We start from the raw sequence: 13751 nt of genomic DNA on the forward strand, positions 1-13751 counted from the left end.
ACTTCGCCGGTCCGCTCACGACGCGACCGACAGGGTCTGGCGAGCGATCTCGAGCTCTTCGTTGGTCGGCACGACGAGCACCTCGACGCGCGATGCGTCGGACGAGATCCGGCGGATGCCACGCCCCCGCGCCTCGTTGCGCTCGGGGTCGAGTTCGACCCCCGCGAAGCCGAGGGTCGCGACGGCCTCGGCGCGCACGCGTGCGGCGTTCTCGCCCACACCGGCGGTGAACGAGATCACGTCGACGCCCCCCAGCTGGGCGAGGTACGCGCCGGCATACGCCCGGAGGCGATGCACGTAGACGTCGAAGGCGAGCTGCGCGGCGGGGTCTCCCGCGTCGCACCGGGCGGTCAGATCGCGCATGTCCGAGACGCCGGCGAGTCCGAGCAGACCCGAACGCTTGTTCAGCAGAGCGTCGAGGTCGCCGATCGACAGGTCGGCGCGCCGCGCCAGCTGGAGCAGCACCGCCGGGTCAAGATCGCCCGAACGCGTCCCCATGACGAGCCCCTCGAGCGGGGTGAGCCCCATCGACGTCTCGACCGACCGGCCCCCCTCGATGGCCGTCACCGATGCGCCGTTGCCCAGATGGAACACGATCTGGCGCAGCTCGGCGAGGGGTCGACCGAGGAACTGCGCCGCGGACTCGCTGACGAACTTGTGGCTCGTGCCGTGGAATCCGTACCGGCGGATGCGATGCGCCTCGGCGAGCTCTCGATCGATGGCGTACGTGTAGGCCGCAGGGGCGAGCGACTGGTGGAACGCGGTGTCGAAGACGGCGACGTGCGGCACATCGGGGAAGGCCTTCTTCGCCGCCACGATGCCGGCCAGGTTCGCCGGGTTGTGCAGGGGGGCCAGCACCGACAGCTCGTCGATGTTGATCTCGACGAGCGGCGTGATCAGGGTCGGCGCGAAGAAGCGCGCCCCACCGTGAACGACCCGATGTCCGACCGCCATCGGTGCGCGTTCCTGGAGCGAAGGTCCGTAGGCGGCGAACGCCTCGAGCATCACGGCGAAACCGGCGGTGTGGTCGGGGATCTCACGCTCGATGGTGGACGTGGCATCCGTCACCGCGGGTGCCGGACCGTCCGGATCCGTGAGGGCGCCGACGACGGTGTGCTTCGCCACTCCGCTCGGCTCGCCGATGCGCTCGACCAGCCCGGATGCGAGCACGCGTTCCTGCGCCATGTCGAGCAGCTGGTACTTGAACGACGACGACCCGCTGTTGACGACCAGCACGACGCTCACGCGGCACTCCCCTGCGCCTGGATCGCGGTGATGGCGATCGTGTTGACGATGTCGTCGACGAGAGCGCCGCGCGACAGGTCGTTGATGGGCTTGTTCAGGCCCTGCAGCACCGGGCCGATCGCCACCGCTCCGGCCGAGCGCTGGACGGCCTTGTAGGTGTTGTTGCCGGTGTTGAGGTCGGGGAAGACGAACACCGTGGCCCGGCCGGCGACCTCGGATCCGGGCATTTTGGCCTTCGCGACGGCGGCGTCGGCAGCGGCGTCGTACTGGATCGGGCCCTCCACCAGCAGCTCGGGCGCGCGCTCGCGCACGAGCGCGGTGGCCGCGCGCACCTTCTCGACGTCGGCTCCGGTGCCCGACTCGCCCGTCGAATACGACAGCATCGCCACGCGCGGTTCGATGCCGAACTGCTCGGCGGTGGCGGCGGAGGAGATGGCGATGTCGGCGAGCTGCTCGCTCGTGGGGTCGGGGATCACCGCGCAGTCGCCGTAGACGAGCACGCGGTCCGCGAGCGCCATGAGGAAGACGCTCGACACGACGGACACGCCGGGGGCGGTCTTGATGATCTCGAACGCGGGCCGGATGGTGTGCGCCGTGGTGTGCGCGGCGCCGGAGACCATGCCGTCCGCAAGCCCGAGGTGCACCATCAGCGTGCCGAAGTACGACACATCCGTCACGGTGTCGGCGGCCTGCGCGTACGTCACGCCCTTGTGCGATCGCAGCCGGGCGTACTCGGTGGCGAACTTGTCGACGTGCACCGCGTCGAAGGGGCTCAGGACCTCGGCATCCCGGATGTCGATGCCGAGCTCGATCGCCCGTCCGCGCACCTCGATGGGCTCGCCCAGGATCGTCAGGTCGGCGATGCCGCGCGCCAGCACGGTGGCGGCAGCGCGCAGGACGCGATCGTCGTTGCCCTCGGGCAGGACGATGCGGCGTCGGTCGCTGCGGGCGCGATCGACGAGGCCGTACTCGAACATCAGCGGCGTTACGACGCTCGGCCGCGCCACCCCGAGCTCCCGCGTCAGCAGCGCGGTGTCGACGTGTCGCTCGAACATGGCCAGGGCGGTGTCGTAGCGGCGCTGCGAGTCGGCGGCGAGGCGGCCGCGCGTGTTCATGATGCGCACCGCGGTGTCGTACGTGCCCAGGTCGGTGGCGATGATGGGCAGCGGCGACCCCAGACCGTCGATGAGGCGCACGATGGCATCGGGCAGCTCGAAACCGCCGTTGAGGACGACGCCCGCGAGCGACGGGAAGGTCCCCGAGGCGTTGGCCAGGAGCGTCGCGAGCAGCACCTCTGTGCGGTCGGCGGGGATGACGATGACCGCCGACTCCTTCAGGCGCGGCAGCACGTTGACCATCGACATGCCGGCCACGACCACGCCGAGCACCTCGCGGGTGAGCAGCTCGGGGTCTCCCTTGATGAGCTCTCCTTCGACCGACCGCAAGACGCCGCGCATGGAGGGGGCGATGAGGAAGCGGTCTTCGGGCAGGGCCCACACGGGCACGGTGCGGCTGCGCGGAGCGGCCGCGGCGTCGACCACGTGGCGGACCGACGACACGACCTGGTCCAGGGCATCCGGATCTGCGCGATTGACCACGACGGCGAACACTTCGGCGCGCTCGTGCAGCAGCTCCGGCATTGTCAGAGCGGCGATCTGCCCGACCTCCTGCGGGGTGCGGGCAATGGAGAGGCCCAGCGTCTCGCCCTGGCCCTGCTGCGCGCGGCCGCCGAGCACGAGGAGCACGGGCGCGCCGAGGTTGGCCGCGATGCGGGCGTTGTAGGCGAGCTCAGCGGGGCTGCCGACGTCGGTGTAGTCGCTGCCGATGATCACGACGGCGTCGCACTGCGCCTCGACGGCCTTGTACCGCTCGACGATGCGCGCCAGGGCGGCGTCGGCGTCATCGCGCACGTCGTCGTAGGTGACGCCCACGCAGTCGTCGTACGCGAGGTCGACGCCGTCATGGTCGAGCAGCATCTCGAGGACGTAGTCGCGTTCGGCGGTGGAGCGGGCGATGGGGCGGAAGACGCCGACGCGCGGGGTGACGCGGCTGACGGCGTCCAGGACGCCCAGCGCCACCGTGGACTTGCCGGAATGGCCCTCGGCCGACGTGATGTAGATGCTCTGCGTCACGGCATCCAGCCTAGGCGGGGCGACCCGCGACACACCGGGGTTGCCTCGGCGTCGAGGGAATGCCTCGGCCTCCCGGGGATGCCGCCCCCGGGCATGAAAAGACTCTCCGCGCACCCGGTAGAGCCTGGTTACCCTTGCTACGTTTCCGTCCTGGGGGAGTTGGCCTGGATGCCGCCACGCGGAGAGCCGACCCCAGTCTACCCGACGCGCGTCAGGTCCGCAGCGCGAGCGCGGCGGCGCCGAGAAGCGGACCGTCACCGTCCAGCCCCGACGCAACGACGCGGCACCGGCGGGCGTAATCGTGGACGGCGGCCGCGGCGGCCGCCGCACGGACGAGATCGACGTAGTCGTCGGCGACGCGCGCGAAGCCTCCCGCGACGGCGACGGCCTCGAGATCGCACAGGGTCGCTGCGGCGGCGATCGCCTGCCCGACCGCCGCGGCCGACCGCCGCACCGCGGCGACGGCGATCGGGTCTGCGCCACGGTAGGACGCCGCGAGATCCACGCCGGTCTCGCCGATCCAGCCCTGCTCCCGAGCCCACGCCACCGAGCCCGGCCCCGCCGCGACGGCTTCGAGGGTCGCGGCGGCAGCGTCACCCTCGATCGTGCGCACGAACGTCTGGCCCAGGTGCCCGGCGTTGCCGCTCGCGCCCGTGATCGGGCGACCATCGAGCACGAGCCCTCCCCCGACGCCCGTGGACACCACGATGGCCATCGCGTTGCGCGAGCCGACCAGCGCTCCCCGCCAGTGCTCCGCGAGCGCGATGCACGTCCCGTCCAGCGCGAGGGTGAGCGGACCGTCGACGAGCCCGCCGAGCACCTCGTCGATCACGAGGCCGCGAGCGTCGGGCAGGTTCAGTGGCGACACCGAGCGGGCGGGGAGGTCCACCGGGCCCGCGCTGCCGACGCCGATGGCCGCGACTCGCACGTCGGGGACCGCACCGAGCGCTGCTTCCGCAGCGGCGCGGATGTTCGCCGCAATGCCCGTCCGCGTGTTGTCCCGGCCGGTAGGCCGACGCGCGACGCTCTCGCGCAGCACCTCGCCCTCCGCGGTGACCACGGCGGCATCCACCTTCGTTCCCCCGATGTCGACGGCGAGGACGGGGGCGGCAAGGGGCATTGTTCTCTCCTCGAATGGGCGACGATGCCCGATCCTAGAGCCGCGTACGCCTGGGCACCTGCCGAGATCCGACCCTCGCCCGCCCCGTGCAGGTTACGATCAGGTCACGGCGGCCCTGACGCTCCTCCGCCGCAGTGCGACACGAGGGATGCCATGGACGAGACGGTGACGCCCGAAGCGGCCCCGCGGTTGCGCCGACCCGATCCGCAGCCTTCTCGTGCCGACGGCGAGGCGCCCTTGACCGCGGAGTCGTTCGCCGCGCTGACGGAACGGATCCTGGCATCCATGTCCCGCGTCATCGACGGGAAGCCGGACGCGGTCCGCAGCGCGCTCATCGCGCTGCTAGCCGAGGGGCACCTGCTCATCGAGGATGTGCCCGGCGTCGGCAAGACAATGCTCGCGCGGGCGCTGGCCGCGACGGTCGACGCCGACGTCCGCCGGATCCAGTTCACTCCCGATCTGCTCCCGGGCGACATCACCGGAGTCTCGGTGTTCAATCCCGTGCAGCGCCAGTTCGAGTTCACACCGGGCGCGGTGTTCGCGCACATCGTCATCGCGGACGAGATCAACCGCTCCTCCCCCAAGACCCAGTCGTCTCTGCTGGAGGCGATGGAGGAGCGGCAGGTCACCGTCGACGGCCGCACGCACGTGCTTCCCTCGCCCTTCCTCGTCGTCGCGACGCAGAACCCGCTCGAGATGGAGGGCACGTACGCTCTCCCCGAAGCGCAACGGGATCGGTTCCTCCTGCGCATCTCGATGGGCTACCCGGACTCGGCCGCCGAAGCGCTCATGCTGCGCCAGCGCGACACCGTGAACCCGCTCGACGCTCTCACCCCGGTGGTCACGGCGCGACAGGTGACGAGCATGATCGCGTGGGCCCGGGGAGTGCACGTCGCCCCCGCGCTCGAGGATTACGCCGTGGCCCTGGCCCAGAGCACCCGCAGCCACCCCGACATCCGGCTCGGCGCGAGCCCCCGCGCCACCCTCCAGCTCGTCCGCGCGGCGAAGGTGCGGGCGGCGCTGGACGGGCGCGCCTACGTCATCCCCGACGACCTCACCGCACTGTTGGCACCGGTCTTCGCCCACCGTCTCATCGCGAACCGCTCGGCGGCGGGCGGCCGCGCGGGAGCGGTCGTCGTCGCCGACGCGCTCGCGGGCATCGCCGCGAGCGTCCGGGTGCCCCTGGCCCAGCGAGCGTGACCCGACCATGACGCAGCGCTGGCCGTTGACCCTTCGCGGCACCGGCGCACTCGCCCTGGCGGTCGTGTCGTTCGTCGTGGCGCAGCGGGCCGCGATCCCCGAGCTGATGTACTTCGGGACGCTGATGCTCGCGCTCGTCGTCTTCGCCGCGGTGAGCGCGCTGGTCGCGCGCCCGACGGGCGAGGTCACACGCACGCTGGCGCCCGAGGTCGCCGAAGTGGGCGGAATCACCGAGGTCCGGGTTTCGGTGACGCTCCGCACGCCCGTTCCGGTCCTGCCCGGTCGATGGTCCGACACGGTGCCGCCCGGACTGCGGGGGCGCGCCGAGGGGCCCTTCCCCGCGGCCCCGTCCACGCTGCGCCGCTCCGCCGCCCCCGTGGCGTTGCGGTACGAGGTGGTGGGATCCGTTCGCGGCCCCTTCCTGATCGGCCCGCTGGTGGTGACGACCACCGACCCGTTCGGACTGATCCGTCGACGCATCCGGGTCGGACGAGCGACGCCGGTGACCGTGGCCCCCACGATCGTCGAACTCGCCCCCCTCCCCTCGGCACCCGGCGAACCCGGCGGCACGCGTCAGAGCGCCGCCCTGCAGCTCGGGCAGGGTGCGGACAACCTCGTCGCTCGCCCGTACGCTCCCGGCGACTCCATGCGCCGTATCCACTGGCGGGCGACCGCCCACCGCGACACGCTGATGGTCCGCCAGGAGGAGCAGGAGTCGAGCCCCGCCGCGACGGTGGTGCTCGATCGCGCACTCTCCCGGTGGTCCCCCGCGGCCGCGGATGCCCCTGGCGGCGATCCGGCGTTCGAGACAGCGGTGTCGGCGTGCGTCTCCGTCGTGGCGCGGCTCGTCCACGAGGGATACACCGTCGATGTGGTCGACAGCGATGGCGACCTCCTCGCCGAACCCGTCGAGGGCGGCGAGGATGCCGAGGTTGGCGGCCTCGCGGCATCCTTCGCCACTCTGCGCGCCCGGGTCGATCATCCGTCGCGTCGCGTCCTTCCCGCGTCGGCCGGCGCGATGCTCGGTCCGGTCGTCGTCATCACCGGACGACTGGATGCCGACGACCTGACGGCACTGAACTCCGGAGCCCCGCAATCGGGGCTGCCCGTGCTGCTGGCCGTGACCGACGGTCAGGCCGCCACGACTCTGGGGAGCGCGGGCTGGCAGGCGTCGATGCTGCGCCCGGGAGGCGACGTCGCCCGCGCGTGGGAAGACGCGACTCGACCGGAGACCGCTCGTGTCGGCGTCTGATACGTCGAGCCCGTCCCCGGCTCGACGCCGGCGCGACCTGGCGCTGCTTTCGCTCGGTGTCTACGCCGGTATCGTGGCCGCCCTCCTTCCGGTCTTCTCCGTGATCGCGCCGGGTGCGTGGACCGTGGGCGCCCTCGCCGTCACGGCCGCCGTGCTCCTGTCCGGACTGGCCGTGCGCGTCCTCCGCCTCAACGCGCTCGTGGCCACCGTCATCGAGCTCGGCGTCGGAGTGATCCTGCTGACGGCGATCTTCGGGCGCTCAACGGCCCTGTTGGGGGTGATTCCCGGCCCCGCGACGTTCGCGAGCGTCCCCTCCTTGTTCGCCGCGGCCTCCGAGGAGATCCGGCTGGGCGTCGCGCCCGTGGTGCCCGCCACGGGGCTGTCGTTCGTCCTCGTCGCTGCTGTCGCCGGGCTCGCGGTCGTCCTCGACCACGTGGTCCTCACCGCCCGGATGCCGCTCCTGGCCGGCGTGGGACTCGTCGCTGTCTCTCTCATCCCGACGATCGCGATCCCCGCCGCCGTGGACGTGCCGGCGGTCCTCCTCCTCGCCGCCACCGTGCTCTTCCTGTTGCGCATGGACGTCCGCTCCCGCACGCGCGCGGGGACATCGGGACGCCGCGTGGCGGCGCGCGCCCGGGGCGCGTCGGCCACGGCGATCGGCATCGCCGCGGTCGCCGTCGTCGTGACGGTTGCGGCCGTTCCGTTGCTTCCGCAGCCCGCGCTGCGGTTCGCCTCGGGGACGGGGACGGGTGCGGGCACGACGATCAACCCCAACCTCGAGCTGGGCAACGACCTGCGACAGCCGAGAGAGGTCGACGTCCTCACCGTGACCACGACGGCAGCGACCGCACCGTACCTGCGGGCGGTCACGCTGTCGCGGTTCGACGGATCGGTATGGGAGCCCGATTCGGGCGACGCCGTGGCGGTGCCCGCGGAGGGCCCCGTGTTCGACCCCGTCCCGGTCGACGGCGACATCGCTCTGGCCGACGCGACCACGACCATCACGGTCGGCGATCTCGACAGCCCGTGGCTTCCCGTCCCCTACCCCGCGTCGACGGTGTCGGGGCTCGAGGGCGAGTGGCTGGGCATTCCCGAGAACCGCACGGTCGTGTCGCGCTCGGGGTCCTCGCGCGACCAGGAGTATTCGGCCCAGGCGATCGTCCCGCGACCGACCCTCGAGCAGATCCGGACACGTCCGGTCGGCGGCGACGAGCTGGGCGGGGCCGTGCGCGACCTGCCCGCCGATGTGCCCGCGATCATCGGCGACACCGCTCGCTCCGTGACCGCGGGCTCGCAGTCGCCGTACGACGCACTCGTCGCCCTGCAGTCGTGGTTCCGGAGCAGTCAGTTCCGCTACTCGCTCGAGGCACCGGTCGAAGCCGGATTCGATGGCGCGGGCATGGATGCCGTGGCGCAGTTCCTGCAGGAGCGCACCGGCTACTGCGTGCACTTCGCCTCTGCTTTCGCGGTCATGGCGCGCACGCTCGACATGCCCGCGCGCATCGTGGTCGGCTACCTCCCGGGTACCCGCTCGGGCAGCATCGAACAGGGGAACACCGAGTTCGTCGTGACCTCCAGCCAGCTGCACGCGTGGCCCGAGGTGTACTTCCGGGGCATCGGGTGGGTTCCGTTCGAACCCACCAACAGTCTGGGCGTGCCGACGAACTTCGTCTCGGGGACGACCGGCGGGGGGTCCGATCCCGCCGACACCCCCGATCAGCAGGATGCCGCGGTGCCCGAGGCGACGCGCACGACCGCACCGCAGCTCGACGATCCGGGTGGCGCGGGTACCGTCACCGCCGGCCAGGACGGCACCGCGACCACGAGCCCGGTGGCGGTGCTGCTGTGGACGGTCGTCATCCTCGCGCTCGGCGCCGCCGTGCTGCCGAGTGCGGTGCGCGCCGGGCAGCGCCGTTCGCGGATGCGCCGTGCCCTGGGCGGCGACGCGACCGCCGGGTGGGGTGAGCTGCGGGCCAGCGCAGTGGACCTCGGCATCCCCTCCCCCGATGTCGAGTCGCCGCGCGCGTTCGCCACGCGACTCATCGAGGAGCACGACGCCGACGACACCGACGTCGATCTTCTGCGGGATGCCGTCGAGCGGGCCGTGTACGCCGAGGAGGCGGCCGACCCCGCGGCCGGTCCCGCGTTCACCGACGCGGTCGCACGAGTGCGGGCGCGGTTGCGCGCGCGAGCGACACCGGCGCGCCGCCTGGCCGCCGCCGTGCTGCCGCGTTCGCTCACGATGCGGTCGGTCTCGCCGCCCGTCGCGGTGCCCGAGCCGGTCGGGTGAGGACCTCACCGAAGGAAGAGCGTCGCCCCCGTCCGATGGATCGGGGGCGACGCTCTTTCTGTGGCGGAAGTGACAGGATTTGAACCTGCGAGGCGAGTTACCCCGCCTACATGGATTCCAGCCATGCTCCTTAGGCCGCTCGGACACACTTCCAACAGACGATCTTACACGGCCGCCGGCCTCGACCCGTCGGGGTGCCGCCCGCGCTCAGGTCAGGCGCGCCTCGAGCCCCGCTCGCACCTGCGCCCACTCGTCGCGGAGGATAGAGAAGTAGAGGGTGTCGCCGATCGAGCCGTCCGCGGCGACACGGTGCTGCCGCAGCAGCCCCTCGGGGCGGGCGCCCAAGCGTTCGATGGCGCGGGCGCTCCGCTCGTTTCGTGCGTCGCACCGAAGGGCCACGCGGCGCAGTCCCCACACGTCGAACGCGTGACGCAGGAGGAGGAGCTTCGCGGCGGGATTCGTCCGTCCGCCCTGGAACCGGCGGCCGTACCAGGTGGTGCCGATCTCGACGCGACCCTGCGCGGGCGCGTAGTCGTAGAACGTCGTCGAACCGCGCACCTCGCCCGTTCCCGCGTCACGGACCGTGAACGCCAGAACGCCCGACGTCGCGTTCTGCCGCTCGATATGCGCCGCGTACGCCGCGACCGAATCCGGCCAGGGCGTCGTCATGCCGTTCCACAGCTGCGGATCGGTGAGCGGCCAGAGATCGCCCGCGTCGTGCGGGCGAGCCGGGGCGAGACGTACGCCGTAGCCGGTCAGCTCGGTGTCGTGGCCGGTCATCGCGCGGCCAACTGGGCCAGGAACTCGTCGGCGGCGTCGAGCTGACGGCGCAGCCCATCGCGCCGCTCGGCGGCCTCGCGACGGATCTCGTCGAACCGCGTCCGCAGGGCGGCATCGTCGGGCCGGGAGGCGAGGCCGTCGACCACGGCGAGCAGCTCGCCCATCTGCTCGAGCGAGTAGCCGAGCGGCTTCATCCGGCGGATCAGCAGCAGACGAGACTCGTCATCGGCGGTGTAGAGCCGGAATCCGCCCTCCGAACGCGCCGACGGACGCAGCAGACCGATCTCGTCGTAGTGGCGGAGCGTGCGGATCGACAAACCCGTCCGCTCGGCGAGCTCCCCGATCTGCATGGGCCGCACCCGGTCGCTGGCATCCATGAATCGGCACGCCTCTCGTCACGATGGAGTCTCCGGGCCGCGACCGCGGCCCCCTCGATTGTCCCTCATCCTCCGACGGATCCCCGCGGCCGACGCCCTCGCGGAGCTCCTCGCGCGGCTTGTCCCGACGGCGGCCGATCGCCTCTGCATCCGGGGGCTTTGCAGGTGGTTTCGATATCCTTCGACGCACGATCATCCCGGCCGCGCTCGCGGCCGGGCCCTCGACACAGCGGCGCTTCCTCGCATCCTGCACCGCCGTTTCGAGCATCATCCCCAGGGAGAAGGAACCCCCGTGACCACGCAGCGGCGCACCATCGCAGCCGACGACCCCGACAGTCCGTACGCCCGGGTCAGCCCGAGCGCACCGAACCCGACCGATAACGGCGGCACCCGCTGATGGGCGACCTCGCTCTCAACATCGCCCTCGTCCTCGTGTTCGTGCTGGTCGGCGGCGTCTTCGCCGCCACCGAGATGGCGCTGGTCACACTTCGCGAGAGTCAGATCAACACGATCGCGGCGCGCGGGCGCCGCGGGCAGAAGGTCGCCGGCCTCGCTCGCAATCCGAACACGTTCCTCTCGGCGGTTCAGATCGGTGTGACCGTCGCCGGTTTCGCTTCGGCGGCCTACGGAGCCACCTCCCTCGCACCGTCCGTCGCCCCCCTCTTCGAATCGCTCGGGGTCGCGGCACCCGTGGCGCTGACGATCTCGACGGTGTTGCTCACGCTCGTCATCGCGTACCTGTCGCTGGTGCTCGGCGAACTCGTGCCCAAGCGCCTCGCGATTCAGCGCAACGCGCAGTTCGCCTACGTCGTCGCCCCCGTCCTCGACGGGTTCGCGACGATCATGCGCCCTGTGATCTGGCTGCTGTCCGTTTCCACCGACGCCCTGGTGCGGCTGTTGGGCGGCGACCCCCACAAGACCGCCGACGAGATGACCGACGACGAGCTGAGAGACATCGTGGCGACCCACCAGGGCCTCCCCGACGATGAACGGCGCATCCTCGACGACGTGCTCTCGCTGCGCGGTCGCCAGATCAGCGAGGTCATGCGACCCCGCCCCGAGGTCGTGGCGCTCGATGAGACGGCGACGGTCGGCGAAGCCGTGACGCAGGTCCACGATCTTCCGTTCTCGCGTTACCCCGTGGCCGACAAGTCGATCGATGACATCGTCGGGTTCATCCACGTCCGCGACCTGTTCGAGGCCGCGGCGGACGACGCCGGGGGTTCCATCCAGCGGCTCGTCCGGCCGATCCCGTATCTGCCCGCCACCGCGCGAGTCCTCCCGACGCTGACGCGCATGCGAGCGGACGGCCACCAGATCGGCGTCGTCGTCGACGAGTACGGCGGCACAGACGGCATCGTCACGCTCGAAGACCTCGTGGAAGAAGTCGTGGGGGAGATCTTCGACGAGTACGACACCGCAGCTGACCCGGCCGCGGGCGACGAATTGGACGGGCGCCTGAATCTGCAGGATTTCGAGGAGGCGACGGGCCTGGCGCTCCCCCGCGGCTCCTCCGACACCATCGCCGGATTCATCACGGAGCAGCTCGGGCGACTCGCGGTCGTCGGCGACACCGTCGACGTATCCGACGCCACGATCCAGGTCACGGCGCTCGACCGTCGACGTATTGCCGGCGTTCGCATCACACGTCACTCGAAGGGCACAACGACGGCATCGTGAGCGGGTCCGCCCGCCGGCCCACCCTCCGCGCGAGGCGTGTGCCCGGGAGCGTCCCCGCCTGCCTCCGCGCACGGCCCCACGTCGCCGCGCGCGTAAACCTCTCGTTACGGTAGAGTTGCCCCGTCGCGACCGCGACCCCCTCTGTCTCCCCCCTCCCCGGAGTCCCCGTGACTGACGCCCCCGCGCGCCCGCGCCCGGAACCCACCGTGTTCCAGGCCCTGCGTTCGCCACGCCTTCTGACTCGCGAGGCCCTCGCCGGTCTCGTCGTGGCGATCGCGCTCATCCCCGAGGCCATCGCCTTCTCGATCATCGCGGGGGTAGACCCTCGCCTCGGACTCTTCTCGTCCTTCGTGATGGCCGTGGCCATCGCCTTCCTCGGCGGCCGGCCCGCGATGATCAGCGCCGCGACCGGCGCCATCGCGCTCGTGATCGCTCCCGTGGCACGGGACCACGGCGTCGACTACCTGCTGGCGACCGTGATCCTCGGCGGCATCCTGCAGGTCGTCCTCGGACTCCTGGGAGTCGCCCGACTCATGCGGTTCATCCCGCGCAGCGTCATGGTCGGGTTCGTCAACGCGCTGGCGATCCTCATCTTCGTCGCGCAGGTGCCGCAGCTCATCGGCGTGCCCTGGATGGTCTATCCGCTGACGGCCGCGGGCCTGGCGATCATGTACCTGCTTCCGCGCGTGACCCGCGCGGTGCCCGCTCCCCTGGTGGCGATCGTCCTGCTGACCGGAGCGGCAGTGGTGTTCGGCATCTCCGTGCCCACCGTGGGCGACCAGGGCGCCCTGCCCGAGAGTCTGCCCGCTCTCCTGCTGCCGAACGTGCCCCTGACGGGTGAGACGCTGGCGATCATCTTCCCGTTCGCCGCCGCGATGGCGATCGTCGGATTGCTCGAATCCCTGATGACCGCGGCTCTCGTCGACGACATCACCGACACCCCGTCCTCGAAGAAGCGGGAGTCCCTCGGTCAGGGCGCCGCGAACGTCCTGTCCGGTCTGTTCGGCGGGATGGGCGGCTGCGCGATGATCGGCCAGACCATGATCAACGTCCGGGCCTCCGGGGCACGCACCCGCATCTCGACCTTCCTCGCCGGCGTGTTCCTGCTCGTTCTCGTGCTGGTCTTTGGCGAGGTCGTCGCGATCATCCCGATGGCGGTGCTGGTCGCCGTCATGATCGTCGTGTCCGTCGCGACCTTCGACTGGCACAGCATCCGCCCCGCCACCCTGCGCCGGATGCCGGTGAGCGAAACGGTCGTGATGGTGGCGACCGTCGCCGTGACCGTATGGACGCACAACCTCGCCATCGGTGTCGGAGTCGGCGTCCTCGCCGCGGCGGTCCTCTTCGCCCGCCGCGTCGCGAACCTCACCGTCGTCCACCGCGAGGTCGAGGGAGGAGTCGCCCGCTACCGGGTCGAGGGCGAGCTCTTCTTCGCCTCGAGCAACGACCTGACGACGAAGTTCGCCTACCATCGCGACCCCTCGCGCGTCGAGATCGACCTGTCCGCGTCGCACGTCTGGGATGCCTCGACGGTCGCCGCTCTCGACGCCGTCCAGACCCGCTACGCCCGGCTGGGCACGGCGGTCGAGATCACCGGCATGAACGACGCGACCTCGCGCTTCCACGAGCGCTTGAGCGGTCGACTCGACGGCGGCCATTGAGCGCCGCCGAGACG

Annotated in this window: 10 protein-coding genes, 1 tRNA gene and 1 other RNA gene; 5 read left to right on the top strand and 7 right to left on the bottom strand. The window is 71.5% G+C overall.

The genetic code is table 11. The features are described from left to right. Nucleotides 1-15: 15 nt before the first annotated feature. The 4 genes from P5G46_RS04955 to P5G46_RS04970 all read right to left on the bottom strand — a co-directional run bounded on the left by P5G46_RS04955 (nucleotide 16) and on the right by P5G46_RS04970 (nucleotide 4497). Nucleotides 16-1245 carry an acetate/propionate family kinase gene (locus tag P5G46_RS04955; RefSeq protein WP_239276963.1) on the bottom strand — a complete coding sequence of 410 codons (1230 nt, stop codon included), beginning with the start codon at nucleotides 1243-1245 and terminating at the stop codon, nucleotides 16-18. Then, nucleotides 1242-3377 carry a phosphate acetyltransferase gene (pta, locus tag P5G46_RS04960; protein WP_408905102.1) on the bottom strand — a complete coding sequence of 712 codons (2136 nt, stop codon included), beginning with the start codon at nucleotides 3375-3377 and terminating at the stop codon, nucleotides 1242-1244. The genes P5G46_RS04955 and pta overlap by 4 nt, the downstream gene beginning before the upstream one ends. Nucleotides 3378-3471: 94 nt before the next feature. Further along, an RNA gene (gene ffs / locus P5G46_RS04965) (signal recognition particle sRNA small type) lies at nucleotides 3472-3568 on the bottom strand. Between the two features lie 20 nt (nucleotides 3569-3588). Then, complete coding sequence (locus P5G46_RS04970; RefSeq protein WP_408905103.1) at nucleotides 3589-4497, bottom strand: ROK family protein; 909 nt, start codon at nucleotides 4495-4497, stop codon at nucleotides 3589-3591. Nucleotides 4498-4650: 153 nt separating this feature from the next. Here P5G46_RS04970 and P5G46_RS04975 point away from each other — a divergent pair, with 153 nt between their 5' ends. From P5G46_RS04975 to P5G46_RS04985, 3 genes are read left to right on the top strand one after another with little or no spacing between them, the layout of a single operon-like run. Further along, on the top strand, nucleotides 4651-5697 hold the full coding sequence (locus P5G46_RS04975) for an AAA family ATPase (RefSeq protein WP_375095882.1): 1047 nt from the start codon (nucleotides 4651-4653) through the stop codon (nucleotides 5695-5697). Nucleotides 5698-5704: 7 nt separating this feature from the next. After that, the gene (locus P5G46_RS04980; protein WP_408905104.1) at nucleotides 5705-6949 is read left to right on the top strand and encodes a DUF58 domain-containing protein; all 1245 of its coding nucleotides are present in this window, start codon (nucleotides 5705-5707) and stop codon (nucleotides 6947-6949) included. Beyond that, nucleotides 6936-9239, top strand: coding sequence for a transglutaminase TgpA family protein (locus tag P5G46_RS04985; RefSeq protein ID WP_375095884.1), 2304 nt, complete (start codon nucleotides 6936-6938; stop codon nucleotides 9237-9239). Before P5G46_RS04980 ends, P5G46_RS04985 begins: the two co-directional genes overlap by 14 nt. Nucleotides 9240-9300: 61 nt before the next feature. Here P5G46_RS04985 and P5G46_RS04990 read toward each other — a convergent pair. The 3 genes from P5G46_RS04990 to P5G46_RS05000 form a co-directional block, all read right to left on the bottom strand. Further along, nucleotides 9301-9392: transfer RNA gene (locus P5G46_RS04990), tRNA-Ser, on the bottom strand. A gap of 54 nt (nucleotides 9393-9446) precedes the next feature. After that, entirely contained in the window at nucleotides 9447-10019 is a 573-nt protein-coding gene (locus tag P5G46_RS04995) for a GNAT family N-acetyltransferase (RefSeq protein ID WP_408905105.1), read from the bottom strand. Then, nucleotides 10016-10396 carry a MerR family transcriptional regulator gene (locus P5G46_RS05000; protein ID WP_375095886.1) on the bottom strand — a complete coding sequence of 127 codons (381 nt, stop codon included), beginning with the start codon at nucleotides 10394-10396 and terminating at the stop codon, nucleotides 10016-10018. Before P5G46_RS05000 ends, P5G46_RS04995 begins: the two co-directional genes overlap by 4 nt. Before the next feature lie 396 nt (nucleotides 10397-10792). On the opposite strand from P5G46_RS05000, the gene P5G46_RS05005 reads away from it, so the two are divergent. Beyond that, a complete protein-coding gene (locus tag P5G46_RS05005) occupies nucleotides 10793-12076 on the top strand; it encodes a hemolysin family protein (protein WP_408905106.1) in 1284 nt (427 codons plus the stop codon). A gap of 167 nt (nucleotides 12077-12243) precedes the next feature. After that, nucleotides 12244-13737 carry a SulP family inorganic anion transporter gene (locus P5G46_RS05010; RefSeq protein ID WP_408905107.1) on the top strand — a complete coding sequence of 498 codons (1494 nt, stop codon included), beginning with the start codon at nucleotides 12244-12246 and terminating at the stop codon, nucleotides 13735-13737. Nucleotides 13738-13751 lie beyond the last annotated feature (14 nt).

This window comes from Microbacterium mcarthurae (assembly GCF_046064585.1).
GTDB lineage: Bacteria > Actinomycetota > Actinomycetes > Actinomycetales > Microbacteriaceae > Microbacterium > Microbacterium mcarthurae.